General features: G+C 43.1%; 17 protein-coding genes and 1 other RNA gene. All 18 read left to right on the forward strand.

The genetic code is table 11. The features are described from left to right. The 18 genes from RTR76_RS14320 (at window position 1) to RTR76_RS14405 (ending at window position 16,405) form a co-directional block, all read left to right on the forward strand. Complete coding sequence (locus RTR76_RS14320) at window positions 1-2,211, forward strand: bifunctional (p)ppGpp synthetase/guanosine-3',5'-bis(diphosphate) 3'-pyrophosphohydrolase (RefSeq protein ID WP_312521819.1); 2,211 nt, start codon at window positions 1-3, stop codon at window positions 2,209-2,211. After that, window positions 2,211-2,660, forward strand: a complete 450-nt coding sequence (dtd, locus tag RTR76_RS14325) for a D-aminoacyl-tRNA deacylase (protein ID WP_312521821.1) — start codon at window positions 2,211-2,213, stop codon at window positions 2,658-2,660. The genes RTR76_RS14320 and dtd overlap by 1 nt, the downstream gene beginning before the upstream one ends. A 12-nt stretch (window positions 2,661-2,672) precedes the next feature. Continuing rightward, window positions 2,673-3,293, forward strand: a complete 621-nt coding sequence (locus RTR76_RS14330; RefSeq protein ID WP_312521823.1) for an MBL fold metallo-hydrolase — start codon at window positions 2,673-2,675, stop codon at window positions 3,291-3,293. Window positions 3,294-3,315: 22 nt separating this feature from the next. Further along, window positions 3,316-4,359: an AI-2E family transporter gene (locus RTR76_RS14335; protein WP_312521826.1), complete on the forward strand. Its 1,044-nt coding sequence runs from the start codon at window positions 3,316-3,318 to the stop codon at window positions 4,357-4,359. 9 nt (window positions 4,360-4,368) lie between these two features. Continuing rightward, the gene (locus RTR76_RS14340) at window positions 4,369-4,824 is read left to right on the forward strand and encodes a Fur family transcriptional regulator (RefSeq protein WP_312521828.1); all 456 of its coding nucleotides are present in this window, start codon (window positions 4,369-4,371) and stop codon (window positions 4,822-4,824) included. A gap of 49 nt (window positions 4,825-4,873) precedes the next feature. Continuing rightward, entirely contained in the window at window positions 4,874-6,319 is a 1,446-nt protein-coding gene (gene hemZ, locus RTR76_RS14345; protein ID WP_396145180.1) for a coproporphyrinogen dehydrogenase HemZ, read from the forward strand. Then, the gene (hisS, locus tag RTR76_RS14350; RefSeq protein WP_312521832.1) at window positions 6,313-7,578 is read left to right on the forward strand and encodes a histidine--tRNA ligase; all 1,266 of its coding nucleotides are present in this window, start codon (window positions 6,313-6,315) and stop codon (window positions 7,576-7,578) included. The genes hemZ and hisS overlap by 7 nt, the downstream gene beginning before the upstream one ends. Window positions 7,579-7,580: 2 nt before the next feature. Further along, window positions 7,581-9,374 carry an aspartate--tRNA ligase gene (gene aspS / locus RTR76_RS14355; RefSeq protein WP_312521834.1) on the forward strand — a complete coding sequence of 598 codons (1,794 nt, stop codon included), beginning with the start codon at window positions 7,581-7,583 and terminating at the stop codon, window positions 9,372-9,374. A 97-nt stretch (window positions 9,375-9,471) separates the two neighbouring features. Continuing rightward, window positions 9,472-9,646, forward strand: a non-coding RNA gene (gene ssrS, locus RTR76_RS14360) — 6S RNA. 126 nt (window positions 9,647-9,772) lie between these two features. Continuing rightward, the gene (gene ltaE, locus RTR76_RS14365) at window positions 9,773-10,804 is read left to right on the forward strand and encodes a low-specificity L-threonine aldolase (RefSeq protein WP_312521836.1); all 1,032 of its coding nucleotides are present in this window, start codon (window positions 9,773-9,775) and stop codon (window positions 10,802-10,804) included. Window positions 10,805-10,808: 4 nt separating this feature from the next. Beyond that, window positions 10,809-12,146: a replication-associated recombination protein A gene (locus tag RTR76_RS14370; protein WP_312521837.1), complete on the forward strand. Its 1,338-nt coding sequence runs from the start codon at window positions 10,809-10,811 to the stop codon at window positions 12,144-12,146. 105 nt (window positions 12,147-12,251) lie between these two features. Beyond that, the gene (locus RTR76_RS14375) at window positions 12,252-12,686 is read left to right on the forward strand and encodes an Rrf2 family transcriptional regulator (RefSeq protein WP_312521839.1); all 435 of its coding nucleotides are present in this window, start codon (window positions 12,252-12,254) and stop codon (window positions 12,684-12,686) included. Window position 12,687: 1 nt separating this feature from the next. After that, window positions 12,688-13,896: a cysteine desulfurase NifS gene (gene nifS, locus RTR76_RS14380; protein ID WP_312521841.1), complete on the forward strand. Its 1,209-nt coding sequence runs from the start codon at window positions 12,688-12,690 to the stop codon at window positions 13,894-13,896. 18 nt (window positions 13,897-13,914) lie between these two features. After that, window positions 13,915-14,286 carry a Fe-S cluster assembly scaffold protein NifU gene (gene nifU, locus RTR76_RS14385; RefSeq protein ID WP_312521843.1) on the forward strand — a complete coding sequence of 124 codons (372 nt, stop codon included), beginning with the start codon at window positions 13,915-13,917 and terminating at the stop codon, window positions 14,284-14,286. A 4-nt stretch (window positions 14,287-14,290) separates the two neighbouring features. Further along, window positions 14,291-15,388, forward strand: coding sequence for a tRNA 2-thiouridine(34) synthase MnmA (mnmA, locus tag RTR76_RS14390; protein WP_312521855.1), 1,098 nt, complete (start codon window positions 14,291-14,293; stop codon window positions 15,386-15,388). A 104-nt stretch (window positions 15,389-15,492) separates the two neighbouring features. Then, window positions 15,493-15,996: a PRC-barrel domain-containing protein gene (locus RTR76_RS14395; protein WP_312521845.1), complete on the forward strand. Its 504-nt coding sequence runs from the start codon at window positions 15,493-15,495 to the stop codon at window positions 15,994-15,996. A 9-nt stretch (window positions 15,997-16,005) separates the two neighbouring features. Next, entirely contained in the window at window positions 16,006-16,206 is a 201-nt protein-coding gene (locus tag RTR76_RS14400) for a hypothetical protein (RefSeq protein WP_312521847.1), read from the forward strand. Window positions 16,207-16,210: 4 nt separating this feature from the next. Next, complete coding sequence (locus RTR76_RS14405) at window positions 16,211-16,405, forward strand: hypothetical protein (RefSeq protein ID WP_312521849.1); 195 nt, start codon at window positions 16,211-16,213, stop codon at window positions 16,403-16,405. Window positions 16,406-16,531 lie beyond the last annotated feature (126 nt).

The raw sequence follows: 16,531 nt of genomic DNA on the forward strand, positions 1-16,531 counted from the left end.
ATGGGCAGTGAAAATAAAGATGTAGCAATTAAAGAAATTTGTCAACAAATTCTAGGCTACCAGCCGGATGCTCCCCTAGCATTAGTTGAAAAAGCGTATGAGCTTGCCTGCAATGCTCACCGGGGGCAATTCCGCGCTTCCGGTGAGGAATATATTTGCCACCCTCTGGGAGTTGCAAAAATACTTGCAGACTTGCAAATTGATGCAGTGACGATCAGTGCTTCCTTGCTGCATGATGTAGTGGAAGATACGGCCGTCTCTCTCGAGGATTTAGAAAAACAGTTCAGCAAAGAGGTCGCTCTGCTTGTTGATGGAGTTACAAAATTAAGTCGCTTTGAATACAAGTCCAAAGAGGAGCAGCAGCTGGAAAACTACCGCAAAATGTTTTTAGCGATGGCGAAAGATATTCGGGTAGTATTGATTAAGTTGGCTGACCGACTCCATAATATGCGTACCTTAAAACATATGAGCCCTGAGAAACAAAAGCGCATAGCTCAAGAAACGATGGAAATATTTGCCCCCCTCGCACATCGCTTGGGTATTTTCAATATGAAGTGGGAACTTGAGGATTTATCGTTTCGTTACCTGGAACCGGAGCACTACTATGATCTAGTCGATCAAATGAAACAAAAAAGACAGGCTAGGGAAGAAATAATTAATGATGCTGTTCACGTTTTAACGGAAAAATTGAATGAGCTTGGTATACAAGCGGATATTCAGGGACGGCCTAAGCATTTTTACAGCATCTATAAAAAAATGAGAAAAAGCAATAAAGATTTGAGCGAAATTTATGATCTTTATGCTATCCGGGTGGTTGTTGATAGTGTTAAGGATTGTTATGGTGCACTAGGGATTGTTCATACTTTATGGAAACCATTGCCTTATCGCTTTAAAGATTATATTGCTATGCCGAAGTCGAATATGTATCAGTCCTTACATACCACCGTAATTGGAACTCGTGGACAGCCGGTGGAAATCCAAATTCGCACTTGGGAAATGCACCGAATCTCTGAATACGGAATAGCGGCCCATTGGCGATATAAAGAAGGCGCAAAAGGTGCGGATAAAGATTTCGACCAAAAGCTTTCCTGGTTGAGGCATTTAATTGAATGGCAGCAAGAACTGCGCGATCCGCGCGAGTTTATGGATGCATTAAAATTAGATGTCTTTACAGATGAGGTGTTTGTTTTTACTCCTAAAGGAGATGTGATTGATTTACCATCCGGGTCGGTACCGATAGATTTTGCCTATCGCATTCATACCGACGTCGGTCACAGGTGTGTTGGAGCACGGGTAAACGGCAAAATTACACCTTTGGAGTATCGCTTAAATAATGGCGATATTGTAGAAATTATCACAAGTAAACAAGGGAGCGGTCCCAGTCGGGATTGGCTCAATATAGTCGGTTCTTCAGAAACCCGCAGTAAAATCCGGCAATGGTTCAAAAAAGAAAATAGGGAAGAGAATATTGCCAAAGGGCGCGAAGCTATTGAGCGGGAAAGCAAAAAGTTAGGTTATGAATGGAAGGATCTGGCCAAAGGCGATCGGCTGGAGGATGTAGCCAAAAGGATGAATATTTCCGGTGGGGAAGAAGATTTATTGGCTGCATTGGGTTTTGGCGGTGTAACACTGCACGGTGTTATGGCAAAGCTCATTGAAGCACATAAAAAAGAATTGAAAAGTACTACTCCGCCTGATTTATCGCAGTTGCTTGCTGAACTGAAACCCAAAAGTATTAATAGAAAAGCCGGTCACGGAATACTGGTTAAAGGGGAAGCAGGTCTACTGGTACGCCTTGCCCGGTGCTGCAATCCTGTTCCCGGCGATCCCATCACCGGTTATATTACCCGGGGGCGGGGAGTGTCTGTTCACCGCGCTGACTGCACCAACATTCCCACTGATCCGACTGAATATGAACGAATGATTGAAGTAGATTGGGATTTTGCTCCTAATGATATGTATAAAGTTACGGTAGAGGTTACTGGTTCTGACCGTCCGGGTCTGCTATCTGATATAATGATGGTAGCATCAGAAAGTAAGACCAATATTAATTCCGTCAATGCGAAAGTGAATAAGAATAAAGTAGCTACAATAACAATTAGCATCGACATCAAGAACCTAACGCAGCTGGAATATATCATGACTAAGATGCGGCGTGTGAAAGATATATTCAATGTCCATCGTGTGACGCAAGGGACGGGGGGATTCTAATGAGAGCTGTTGTTCAGCGGACCGATCGCTCCAGTGTTACGGTAGACGGTGCTGTAATTGCTAACGCCGGCTGTGGTCTGACTGTATTGCTAGGTGTGGCCGGTGACGATACAGAAGATGATGCCCGTTATTTGACGGAAAAAATTGTAAATTTAAGAATTTTTCCGGACAATGAGGGAAAAATGAATTTGTCGCTTATAGACAGCAAGGGTGAATTACTTGTTGTTTCGCAATTTACTTTATATGGTGATTGCCGGAAAGGGCGACGGCCAAGCTTTGATCAGGCTGCCAAGCCCGATAAAGCGAAAGAGCTGTACGAAGTTTTCATTCGGTTATGTCGTGAAGCCGGCATAGCAGTAAGCCAAGGCCAATTTCAAACGCATATGATCGTTGCCTTAAACAATAATGGTCCCGTAACAATGCTTTTAGACAGCAAACGACAATTCTAGGGAGTGGAATTTGTGAAGATTATTCGCATGGAAGTAGGAAACTTAGGTACAAATTGTTATATTGCCTATTGTGAGGATACCCGTGAAGCTGCCATTATCGATCCTGGTGCTAATGCCGAGGAGATACTTGCCGCTATTGGACGGGAAGAACTCAAGCCGGTATGCATCATCAATACCCATGGTCATGCTGATCATATTTTGGCTAATAATAAAGTAAAAGAAGCTACAGGTGCTCCTGTATATATTCATCGTGATGATGCAGACATGTTAGTGAATGCTCAAAAAAACCTTTCGAGTTTTATTGGTAAAGGGCAAACTTGCTTACCGGCAGATAAAATGCTGGCAGATGGTGATATCATTGAAGTTGGCAACTTCAACCTGGAAGTGATTCATACACCGGGGCATTCACCAGGGGGAATTTGCCTGAAAAGCGGGCTGGTCCTTTTTAGCGGAGATAGTCTCTTTGCTGAATCTATCGGCAGAACTGATTTTCCAGGAGGCTCTTATCGCGAGTTAATTTCCAATATAAAAGAGCGGCTGATGCTTTTGGCAGATGAAACTAAAGTGTATCCCGGCCATGGTCCGGATACAACAATTGGCTGGGAAAGAAAAATGAATCCCTTCATTCAATGATTGTGAAAGGGAGTAGAAGCGTGTGCTGAAAACAGCCTCATTCTGGCTCAGAGTGATCATCGTAGGGATGATCGTCTGGCTGCTTACTAAAGTCACTTCCATCTATTTGCCGGTAATTTTAGCTCTAATTCTATCTTTCTTGTTAAATTCAGTTGTTGATTGTTTTGTTTCCCTTCCTAAGCGATGGGGAAAAAGGCAGATGCCCCGGTCAATCGCTGTACTTTTGTCATTCGTTGTTGCCATTTTTGCCATTGTATTAGCAGCATTATTCATTGTATTTCCTTTTATCCAGGAGTTTGATAAGTTTGTTATTGACCTGCCGGGATTAGTAAGAAGAATACAATTCCTGCTTGTGGTAATTGAGCAACAGGCTACAGCAATGGAGCTGCCGGATAATGTAAGAGACTTGCTCAATCAAGGGATAGCTAATATGGCGTCTTTCTCTGTTGAAATGGCCAAGCGAATTCTTAATGCAGTCTTCGGCTTTGCTTCGCAGGCAGTTGAATTAGTGGTTGTCCCTGTCCTGACATATTACTTATTAAAAGATTGGCGTTCCTTGCAAAGCGGCTTGATTAATGCTTTTTCTGTGCAATACCGGCAGCAGCTGCAGAATGTGACAAATGAAATGGGAAATGTAATCAGCGGTTATATCCGGGGGCAAATTGTAATCAGTATCATCATGGGGATTTTGGTTTTCAGCGGAATGTATCTATTAGGCGTAGATTATCCATTAGTACTGGGCTTACTGGCAACCTTGACAGAAACTATTCCCATTGTAGGCCCAATTATTGGTGCAATACCGGCGATTTTATTGGCCTATATTGCAGCTCCGGCACTTGCTGTTAAAGTCATTATTTTTTATATACTCATTCAGCAAATTGAAAACCATTTGATTGTACCTAATATAATGGGACACACCATAGATCTGCACCCGATATTAGTAGTGGTTAGTTTGTTAATCGGCGGTCATATTTATGGTGTTGTCGGTATGATGCTGGCAGTACCGGTGACAGCCTTGTTACGGGTGATTATTCGACATCTTTGGTATTATGGAGAAAGCAGGTGAGGTGATTTTATGTCTATCAATATGAATGACCTGAAAGAAAAGTTTCATGAGAAGCAGTACAAGCTGACACCCCAGCGGCAGGTTATTTTACAAACATTTGTTGATCATGAAGAAAAACATCTTAGTGCCGAGGATGTTTACCACATAGTCAGGCAGCGAGCGCCTGAAATTGGATTAGCTACTGTGTACCGCACATTAGAATTACTGAGTGAATTAGATGTATTGCAAAAGATGGATTTTGGTGATGGACGGAGCCGCTATGAAATTAACGAGTCCAATACACTCCATCATCATCATCACTTAATTTGTCTTGATTGTGGTACGGTAAAAGAGTTTGAAGATGATCTTATGGAAACGTTAGAAACGGTCATTGCCCGTAAAAGTAAATTTCAAATTGTAGACCATCAAGTAAAGTTTTATGGTTATTGCGAAGACTGCCAAAAAAAACGTGAACATGAAGAGTGAATATCAATATACGGGAAACCAGCAATACTCTCGTGATGTCCAGGATGTTATGGCCTTGTTTAATGTATGGCCAGCAGCTGAGACAGCGGGAGGCGACCAGTTTCTCGTAACTATTGAAGGTGCTGACTCTCAAGTTGTTACTCATATCGAGGTCCATAAGACTTGTGGAGCAAGAATAGTCAAAAAAGCGTGCAGCAGTATCGAGTATGCAGGGAATGGTGTACTGCCAAGCGTAAAACAGATTCTTCGTCTTGACCTACTCAATATGATGAAGCAAATAACCTCATATGATCCTGGGCCATGGGGAATTCTGCGCGGTGTTCGGCCGACAAAGCTGGTGCATCGCATGTTGGATAAAGGGCAGCCATTAGAAAGGATCATTCATAATTTTAGTCACCATTATGGGGTTGCTCCCGAAAAAGCTCATCTGGTAGCTGATATTGCTGTTAGGCAGCGACCGATTTTAGCGCAAGCTGAAGGAGTCGGAAGGAATGTTAGTATCTATATTGGCATTCCTTACTGCCCAACCCGCTGTTTATACTGTTCCTTTCCTGGATATACGCTGCCTGGCAAGCAGTCTCAGGTAGATGATTTTTTAAATGCCTTGGACATTGATATGACAAATGCTTTAGCAAGTATTAGAAAATACGGCCTTACGGTACAATCGGTTTATATAGGCGGCGGTACACCGACCAGTCTATCGGAAGCTGATTTTGCTAAGCTTTTGAAGAAAATTAACAACTATTTTGTTGATGCATATACAAGAGAGTTTACGGTGGAAGCCGGTCGGCCTGATTCGATTACAACAGAGAAAATTGCCGCTATGAGAAGGTATGGCGTCAATCGCGTCAGTGTAAATCCTCAGACCATGCAGCAAAAAACATTAGACCGGATTGGAAGAAATCACACGGTTAATGATATAATTGCTGTTTTTCGCCAATTTCGTCAAGCTGGGATCGGAATTATTAATATGGATGTTATCGCTGGCTTGCCAGGTGAGACAGAACAAGATATGATAGATACTATGGGAAAAATTGCATCTCTTGAACCGGATAACCTAACGGTTCATACGCTGGCCCTTAAAAAGGGTTCCCGTTTGAAAGCCAGTCTTAGTGAGCATAGTCTGCCTAATGAAGAAAGTACCGGAGCAATGGTCGGTATAGCTGCCTCCTATGCCCGACAGCTGGGGATGGAGCCCTACTATTTATACAGGCAAAAGTACATGACGGGAAATTTGGAAAATGTCGGTTATTCACTTCCAGGCAAGGAATGCCTCTATAATATGCAGATTATGGAGGAACGTCAAACTGTTATCGGCATAGGCCCTGCGGCAGGAACAAAGGCTGTGAATTGCGAGACCTTTGACTTGAAAAAATGTTATAATGCTAAAGATGTATTGGCGTACATAAGCAATTTGCCGGTTTATTTAAGAGAGCGGCAATTATTGTTAGATAATCTGTTTGTAGCTGGCAAGGAGGAGATCATTACATGTTAACGACAGCGCCGCGAGGGACAAAAGACATATTGCCCGAAACAAGCGGCCATTGGCAATATATCGAAGAAACGGTTTATAATTTATGCCGTATTTATGGGTACAGTGAAATTAGGACTCCTGTGTTTGAGCATACGGAACTATTTTTACGCGGTATTGGTGAGACAACGGATATTGTTGATAAGGAAATGTATACGTTTACTGATCGCGGTGAGCGCAGTATTACGCTCAGGCCTGAGAACACCGCAGCTGTTGTACGCGCCTTTCTGGAACATAAGCTTTATGCTGGGCCGCAGCCAACTAAATTGTTTTATATGGGGCCAATGTTTCGGTATGACCGTCCCCAGGCAGGGAGGTATCGCCAGTTTCACCAATTTGGAATTGAAGCAATAGGCGCGAAGGGGCCTGCAATTGATGCTGAGATTATTGTTTTAGCAGTTCAATTTTTACGGCAGCTTGGGTTAACGGAATTAAAGTTAAATATTAACTCTGTTGGCTGCCCTCAGTGCAGACCGGTATACAGAATCCGACTGCAGGAATTTCTCAAAGAAAAAGTATCTTCTATGTGTGGTGATTGTCAATCACGCTTTGACCGGAATCCAATGAGAATTCTGGATTGTAAGAAGGAAGCTTGTACCGCTCTTTCACAGGGTGCCCCGCAAATGGTAGATTGCCTGTGTGATGAGTGCAAAGCACATTTTGAACAATTAAAAGGCCTGTTGACAGCAGCAGATGTAGATTATGTTTTAAATCCCCGGCTGGTACGCGGCTTGGATTACTATACCAAGACTGCTTTTGAAATACAGTATTCGCCTCTTGGTGCACAAAGTGCCGTATGCGGCGGCGGCCGTTATGACGGTCTGATTCAGGAGTGCGGCGGTCAAGCTACTCCGGGGATAGGCTTTGCAGTTGGGCTAGAACGCGTTCTGCTTGCACTGGAAAAGCAAAACCTGCTGCCTGAGGCAAAATCAGATATTGATGTATTTATTGCGCCGCTAGGCGATAATGCGCAAGCACCTGCCTTTAGGCTGTTATGCCAGTTAAGACAAGCGGGAATCGCCTGTGATATGGACTTCTTGAATCGCAGCTTAAAGGCGCAAATGAAGTATGCGAATAAGTATCCTGCACGCTTTGTCGCTATTATTGGCGATGAAGAAGTCAAAGAGAATAAAGTCATGCTTAAAAATATGGAAACCGGTGAGCAGCAGTTGATTGATATGGATACAATTCAGCAGCAGTTCAAGGCAGAGAGGAAGGGCTAGTTATGGATACAATGATAGGGCTGAAACGCACACACAGCTGTGGCGAATTTTCACTCAAACAAGCCGGAGAAGAAGTGGTGGTTTGTGGTTGGGTGGCACGGCGCCGCGATCATGGGGGACTTATCTTTATTGATCTTCGAGACCGTTCCGGAATTGTTCAGGTTGTTTTTTCACCGGATATGGATAAAGAGGCGTTCCATAAAGCGGAAGATGTTCGTTCCGAGTATGTTTTAGCAGTTAAAGGCACCGTAAAAATCCGTGATGCCGGAACTGTTAATCCGAATATGGTTACCGGAGAGATTGAAATTAACGGCTCCGATTTGCGCATTTTGAATGCGGCAAAAACGCCGCCTTTTTATATTCAGGACAACATTGACGTAGATGAAAACCTCAGGCTTAAGTACCGGTATTTAGATTTACGGCGCCCTGAAATGCAGTATAATTTATTGTTGCGCCACCGGGTTACAAAGGCAATGCGTGACTTTTTAGATAGAAAAGATTTTGTTGAGATTGAAACTCCTATGCTAATGAAGAGTTCGCCTGAAGGGGCTCGCGATTATCTGGTTCCCAGCAGGGTTAATCCGGGAAAATTTTATGCATTGCCTCAATCACCACAGATTTTCAAACAAATCCTGATGGTAGCAGGCATGGAGCGGTATTTCCAAATTACCCGCTGCTTCCGTGATGAAGATTTACGTGCTGACCGTCAGCCGGAATTTACTCAGCTTGATATTGAAATGTCCTTTATTGATCGCGAAGACATCTTGAATATGATGGAAGCGATGGTCGTTCATATCTTCAAAGAATCTCTCGGTGCACAAATTGCAATCCCTTTTAAACGCTTGAGTTACGATGAGGCCATGAATAAGTATGGATCAGATAAACCGGATCTGCGCTTTGATATGGAAATCGTTGATATTACAGCAGCTGTTGGTACGACGGAATTTAAAGTGTTCCAAAATGTATTGCAAAGCGGCGGAAGCATTAAGGCGATTAATGTTAAAGGTTATGCTCATGTTCCTCGCCGTGAATTAGATGGTCTGGTGGATTTTGTCTCAACTCATGGTGCTAAAGGTCTTGCTTGGATTGGCTATACTCCTGAAGGCTTAAAATCGCAAATCGCCAAGTTCCTCAGTGATGATATTATCGGTAAAATTACCGAGGCTACTGGCGCTGTTGAAGGCGATTTACTGCTGATTATTGCCGACCAGCCGCAAGTAGTTGCAAATGCGCTTGGCCAGCTTCGGCTGGAAATGGCACGCCGCTTAGATCTCATTGACCCTGATAAACTGGCTTTTGCATGGGTCCTCGATTTCCCTATGTTCGAATATGATGCAGAAGAGAAGCGGTATGTGGCGATGCACCATCCCTTTACATCACCACGTGATGAAGATATGGACAAGCTTGATACGGATGCCGCAGGCACCATTAAAGCAAAGGCATACGATATGGTATTGAACGGTACGGAAATTGGCGGTGGCAGCATACGGATCTATAACCGTACACTGCAGGAGAAAATTTTTAAAGCAATTGGACTTTCCACTGAAGAAGCCAATGAGAAATTCGGGTATCTCTTAGAAGCCTTTGAATATGGTACCCCTCCTCATGGTGGTATTGCATTTGGCTTGGACCGTTTAGTTATGCTCATGGCAAAACGCAGTTCCATTCGGGACGTCATTGCTTTCCCGAAAACGCAAAGTGCGATCGATACGATGACGCAAGCTCCCTCGGAGGTGTCGCTGCGTCAATTAAAGGAATTACATATTAAATCGGATGTAGTTCTTAAAAAGTCATAATCTTTTCAGCATCAGTTGGTAATATATACCGTCGGCTGTTGACTTGCAAATGATAGCAAAGTTTGTTATTATATAAACTAAATAGTCTAATAATTTAAAAACCCTGCTGTGTTTGTGTAGCACTGATGTTTTGAGCCAACACAAGTAAGACGGGAGCCTGACTCTGGTTATAGCATGCAGGCCCTTAATAGGGAAACATAAAATAATCAGGAAGGCACCCACCTGCATAGGCAGGTTCAAAACAACGGTCAAAACGGCATGGTGGGGATACGATTTTAAAAAACCGCAGTTCATTATTATGAATTTGCGGTTTTTTGCTATTATTTACAAAAAAATGTATAGGAGTTTTACAATTTCTCCAGAATTATAAAGAAAACAGATAGGGGAGAGCGATGATAATGAAATATGTTGATTTGCGCAGTGATACTGTAACTCACCCAACCGCTGCAATGAGAAAAGCAATGTATGAAGCCGAAGTGGGAGATGACGTGTATCAGGAAGATCCCACTATTTCGAGATTAGAAGCGTTAGGAGCGCAGCTAACAGGTAAAGAAGCGGGTTTGTTTATGACAAGCGGCACGATGGGTAATCAAATAGCAGCGATGGTACATACGAAAAAAAGTGACGAGATTATTTGTGAGGCCGAGTCTCATATTTACTACTTTGAAGTAGCTGGCTTAGCATGCTTGTCCGGTGCTCAAGCGCGCCCATTAGTCGGGGACAAGGGAATCCTTAGTGCAGATCAAATACGAGGTGCTATCCGCGGCATTGATATTCATGTGCCTGATACAGGACTGATATGTCTGGAAAATACGCACAACCGTGCAGGGGGAACGTGCTATACAAAAGAGGGGTTAGCTGCTATTCGCGAAGTGGCGACGGCCCATCATATTCCTATCCATATGGATGGTGCCCGGATTTTTAATGCAGCTGTTGCGCAGGGCGTGCCTGTAGATGCGTTAACCTGCTATGCTGACTCTGTGCAATTCTGCCTATCCAAGGGACTAGGTGCTCCAGTGGGTTCTTTGCTTGTAGGTAAACGTGAGTTTATTGAAAAAGCACGCCGATTCCGCAAAATGCTGGGGGGAGGACTTCGACAGGCGGGAATTTTAGCTGCTGCAGGTATTCTTGCATTGACCGACATGGTTGATCGCCTAGGAGAAGATCATGATAACGCCCGGATATTAGGACTTGCATTGGCTGACTTGGGATTAAAGATTGATGTGTCCACAATTCAAACCAATATTATCATGGTTGATGTTGCAGCAACTGGTAAAACAGCAAAAGAACTTGTTGACGAATTTAAAACAAATGGAATTAAAGTGAATGCATTTGGTGAGTATAAAATTCGCATGGTGACTCATTATGGAGTAACACGTGAAGATATTGACTACGTAATTGGGGTAACTGCGCGAATCGTAAAAGGGTGATTACATGGATTTGTTTAGTTATGCCGGTGAAGCACACTCAGCCGGACAAGCCCCATTGGCAGTACGCATGCGGCCGACAACCTTAGATGAATTTTATGGACAAAAAGAAATAATTGGGAACGGAAAGTTCTTACGCCGCATGATTGAAAGTGATAATGTACCTTCGTTGATTTTATTTGGGCCTCCAGGAACAGGAAAAACAACATTGGCTCATATTATTGCTGCCAGGACAAATAGTACCTATGAAAAGTTAAATGCTGTTACATCCGGTGTAGGTGATATACGCAAAATTGTGGAATCTGCTAAAGACCGGCTTCGACTGTATCAAAAAAGGACAATCTTATTTATTGATGAGATCCACCGCTTTAATAAAAGTCAGCAGGATGCCCTGCTTCCCTATGTGGAAGACGGTACGGTTATTTTAATTGGCGCAACAACGGAAAATCCGTATTTTGAAGTGAATTCACCGTTATTATCAAGGACGCGTGTTATACGACTGACTGCTTTAGAAGTCGATGATATTGTTGCTATTTTAGAGAGGGCTTTGTCTAATAAAGAGTGTGGTTTGGAAATGGACCAGACCGAGTATCAAAAGGAAGCCCTGACTGCGATTGCAGAAATTAGTGCCGGTGATGCCCGAACGGCATTGAATATTCTTGAACAGACGGTAACAATGGCCAAAGCGCAGAAGGAACAATTGACGATTGAAACCGTTAAAGCTGTCGCTGGTGAAAAAATACAACGATATGATAAAAATGGGGATAATCATTATGATATCGTTTCAGCCTTTATTAAGAGTATGAGAGGTTCTGACCCCGATGCGGCACTGCATTATCTGGCCAGAATGCTAGCAGCCGGTGAGGATGTAAAATTTATTGCCCGCCGCCTGGTCATATGTGCAGCAGAAGATGTTGGCAATGCGGACCCCCAAGCCTTGGTTCTTGCCATGGCAGCTGCCCAGGCAGTTCAATTTATTGGCATGCCTGAGGCAAAGATACCGTTGGCACAAGCGGTTTCTTATATAGCCTGTGCTGCGAAGAGTAATGCAGCCTATGTGGCAATTGAGCATGCCATGTCGGATGTGAAAAGCCGCAACTGTGGTGACGTTCCCCTGCACTTACGGGATTCTCATTATAAAGGAGCCAAAAAACTGGGTCACGGTGCGGAATATCGCTATCCTCATGACTATGAGGGCGGGTGGATTGAACAAACTTATTTACCCGCGAATTTGCAGGGAATTACTTATTATCATCCCCAAAACAGAGGAAAAGAAGGCGATTTTGCTGGCATTCTCGCTAGCCGCCGGAAAAAGGATAAAACCAATGGTAATTATCCAAAATAGTAATAACTAGCATGCGCTTTTTGGCTTTGACAACACTATTTTTTTCTGTTATATTTTTATTATAAGAAAACCTATTGAATTAGTCGGGAAACAGGAGAGGTTGCAGTGAAACTATCGACGAAAGGCCGATATGGCGTGGCTGCGATGTATGATTTGGCGCTGCATTACGGTCAGGGGCCTATATCATTAAAAAGTGTTGCCCAACGACAAGGAATTTCTGAACACTATTTGGAGCAATTAATGGGTACACTCCGTAAAGCAGGTTATGTGAAGAGTATACGTGGTGCTCAAGGAGGCTATTCTTTAACAAAAGAGCCAGGGCAAATTACAGTCGGTAACATTATTTGTATTATGGAAGGACCGATTGCACCAGTTGATTGTTTGCTGTCTACCGATGCAGGCCATGATTATTGCCAGCGGGCAGGAATTTGTGTGACTCGCGGGGTGTGGGCTAAAGTCCGTGACAGTATCAATCAGGTTCTGGACTCGATAACTCTTGCAGACCTATGCCAGGAAGAAAAGTTTCAAGGAGATGAATGAAATGAAACGCATTTATTTTGACCATTCAGCAACTACGCCAGTTGATACGGAAGTTGCAAAGCTTACTGTAGAGTATATGACTGAGAAATTTGGCAATGCGTCAAGTGTTCATGCCTTTGGCCGTGAAGCACGCAAAGCGATTGATGAGGCCCGAGATAAAGTAGCGGCTTTACTTAATGCGAGCAGTAACGAAATATTTTTCACAAGCGGCGGCACGGAAGGCGATAACCTTGCTCTTAAAGGGATTGCTTTTGCAAACCGGAAAAAAGGCAATCATATTATTACGTCTGCTATTGAGCATCACGCTATCTTACATACCTGTGAATATTTAGAAAAACAAGGATTTACGATTACGTATCTTCCTGTTGACGAATATGGCATGGTATCAATAGAAGAGCTTAAGAATGCAATAACGGATAAAACAATTTTAATTAGTATTATGTTTGCTAATAATGAAGTTGGGACAATACAGCCAGTTCAGAAAATCGGACAATTGGCACGTGAAAAAGGTATTTATTTTCATACTGATGCTGTTCAGGCGGTCGGCAGCTATCCCATTGATGTCAAGGAATTGAATATAGATCTGCTGTCATTTTCAGCGCATAAGTTTCATGGACCGAAAGGGATTGGCGGCTTGTATGTCCGCAAAGGAGTACGCATTGAAGCTATTCAGCACGGTGGTGCTCATGAAAGAAATATGCGTGCCGGTACTGAAAATGTTCCCGGAATTGTCGGGCTTGGAAAAGCGGCGGAAGTAGCCCAAAATGAAATGGATAAGAAAATTGCCCATATTACGGCATTGCGTGATAAATTAATCAAAGGTGTTATGGAAGTGATTCCGCACACAAAACTAAATGGCCATCCCACAGAGCGTCTGCCAGGCAGTGCTAACTTTAGTTTCCTATTCCTTGAAGGAGAGTCTTTACTGCTGAATCTTGATTTAAAAGGGATTGCAGCATCAAGTGGTTCTGCCTGTACATCGGGATCGTTAGATCCATCACACGTTCTCTTGGCAATGGGACTTACACATGAAGTAGCTCATGGTTCTCTTCGCCTAACGCTAGGACGAGGTAATACCGAGGCAGAAGTTGATTACTGTCTGGAAGTTCTTCCTGAGATCGTGGAAAGATTAAGGCAAATGTCTCCTTTATATAACAGCGACGATGGTCCAAAACCGTTAAATCCTTGTCAAAATTGTCATCATCATTAAAAGTTAGGAGAGATAAGTATGTATACCGATAAAGTAATGGACCATTTTACAAATCCCCGCAATGTCGGTGCTATTCAGGATGCCAATGGTGTGGGCGAAGTCGGCAATGCCAAATGCGGCGATATTATGCGCATATATTTAAAAGTAGAAAACAATATTATTGAAGATGTGAAATTTAAAACATTTGGCTGTGGAGCCGCGATTGCCACTAGCAGCATGGTGACGGAAATGGTTAAAGGTAAAACACTTGAGGAGGCTCTTGAAATCTCCAACCAAGCCGTTGCAGAAGCTTTAGGAGGATTGCCTCCGGCAAAAATGCATTGTTCGAATCTTGCAGCTGATGCATTGCATGAAGCCATTAAAGATTACATCGCCAAAAAAGGACAGTGATTTCATGTGTGCTAAACCCAGAGTGGTTGTAGCCATGAGTGGAGGGGTGGACAGTTCTTTAACTGCCGCCCTTCTTGTTCATCAAGGCTATGATGTTATTGGAGCAACAATGCAAATTTGGGATGATAACCTGCCCGAAAGTGAAGCAGAGGATCACCAAGGGTGCTGTTCTCTTTCTGCAGTCAGTGATGCCCGGAGGGTTGCAGATAAGCTTGGTATTCCACATTATGTATTGAATTTTCGCCAAATGTTTCAAGAGACAGTTGTTGATTATTTTATTCGTGAGTATGCAGGAGGACGAACGCCGAATCCCTGTATCGTCTGTAACCGCTACGTTAAATTTGAAGGCTTGTTAAAAAGAGCGCTAGCGTTAGATGCTCAATATCTTGCTACTGGTCATTACGCTCGTATTGGTTTTAATGAAAAAAGCAAGCGCTATACCTTGTGTAAGGGAATGGATACTACCAAGGACCAGTCGTATGCGCTCTACCATTTAACGCAGCATACCTTAAAACACTTTTTAATGCCGCTTGGCGATTATACCAAAGTGCAGACAAGGCAAATGGCCCGGGATCTTGGTTTATCTGTAGCTGATAAGCCTGATAGCCAGGAAATATGTTTTATTCCCAATGATGATTATAAAAGCTTTCTTGAAGATAAAGCGCCTGCTTCACTTAAGCCAGGTGAAATAATAGATACTCACGGAAATGTTCTGGGAATTCATAAAGGATTACCATTATATACGGTGGGACAGCGCAAAGGATTAGGTATTGCTGCGGGGACACCGCTGTATGTAGTCGCATTGGATAATGAAAAAAATGCGCTTATCGTCGGCACTGATAAAGATGTTTTTGCCAGTGAATTAATTGCAGATGATCTTAATCTTATCAATGTTGACGCCTTAACGGAACCGATCACATTAACTGCAAAAATTCGCTATAGTGCGAAAGAAGCGCCGGCTCATATTGTTCCTCAACCTAATGGTTCGGTTCATATACGCTTCAGCCAGCCACAGCGGGCGATTACCCCTGGCCAGTCAATCGTCTTTTACGAGGGAGACTGTGTTTTTGGCGGCGGCATCATCAATAAAGTAATCCGTTGAAACTAGATTATTCTCAGCTGGCACTTCAAAAAGTTTTTATTTTTTTATAAAAACGATGAATTTCGGCAATACTAGTACTACCATTCTGTTGGGGAGGCCTGCTAATGCAAAAACTGCATGATTTGCTAGGACTGCCAATACTGGAGATAGAAACCGGTATACAGATTGGAGAGGTACGGGAAGTAATATTGGATATTGAAATGGCATCAGTTATCGGTATTATGATTTCGGGATCAAGCTGGTTTGCCGACAATCAAGGCTTTCTCTTTCATGACTTATTCAGTATAGGGCGTGATGCGGTCACTATCCGCAGCAGCCGCAAAGCAATCGCTGAATTTATTTCATCGGAAGTTACCTGTTCGCTCAAAGAGCTGCTGAATAAGCAAATTTTTACGGAAACAGGATTAAACCTTGGTGTACTGGTTGATGTTCTTTTTGAGCCATCAACAGGGGAAATTAAAGCTTATCAAGTTTCAGATGGAATAATAACCGATTTGATTCATGGTCGGATGCTTATGCCGTTGCCCCAAGTGCAAGTTGTTGGCGGGGACAAACTGATTGTTCCGGAAACAATGGCCAAACTTATTCATCCCGAACCCCAGGAGTAATAGTGTGAGGTGGATGAAGTGACAACTTGTCCTGTGTGCGGGCAGCGAGGTATTGGTAAAGTAGGGCCCGATCAGTTTTACTGTTGGGATTGTTGCGTGGAATTTATTGTGCAGGGATCAACTACGAAAATTTTTAATGTTGAACCTGATGGAACATTAACCCTTTATGCTGATCCGTTGGAAAGTATGATTAATTTACAGGAGGGGTGAGCAAATGCAGAACAAATTTTGGCACGGATTATTATGGGGCAGCCTGGTAGGAGCTTTTCTAGGTCTTGTCGTAAGCCCGATGAGTAAACCGCAGAAGAAACCAATTGCTGAACGCAGTGTAGATGCGATCAAAGATGGTACTCGCCAATTGATGCGCCAAGCTCGTCATACCCGTAAACGTTTAATGAAAAAACTTTGATCAGCATGGGGAAAAGGAGACCGGCAGGTCTCCTTTTTATCACTATCAGCGTTTATAAGTTTTAAGAGACTGGGAAGCAAGGGATTGTAGTTCTGTACTTTTGTCTTGATACAAAAGTACCAAAAA

This window comes from Anaerospora sp., from assembly GCF_032013335.1.
Lineage (GTDB): Bacteria > Bacillota > Negativicutes > Sporomusales > DSM-15969 > Anaerospora.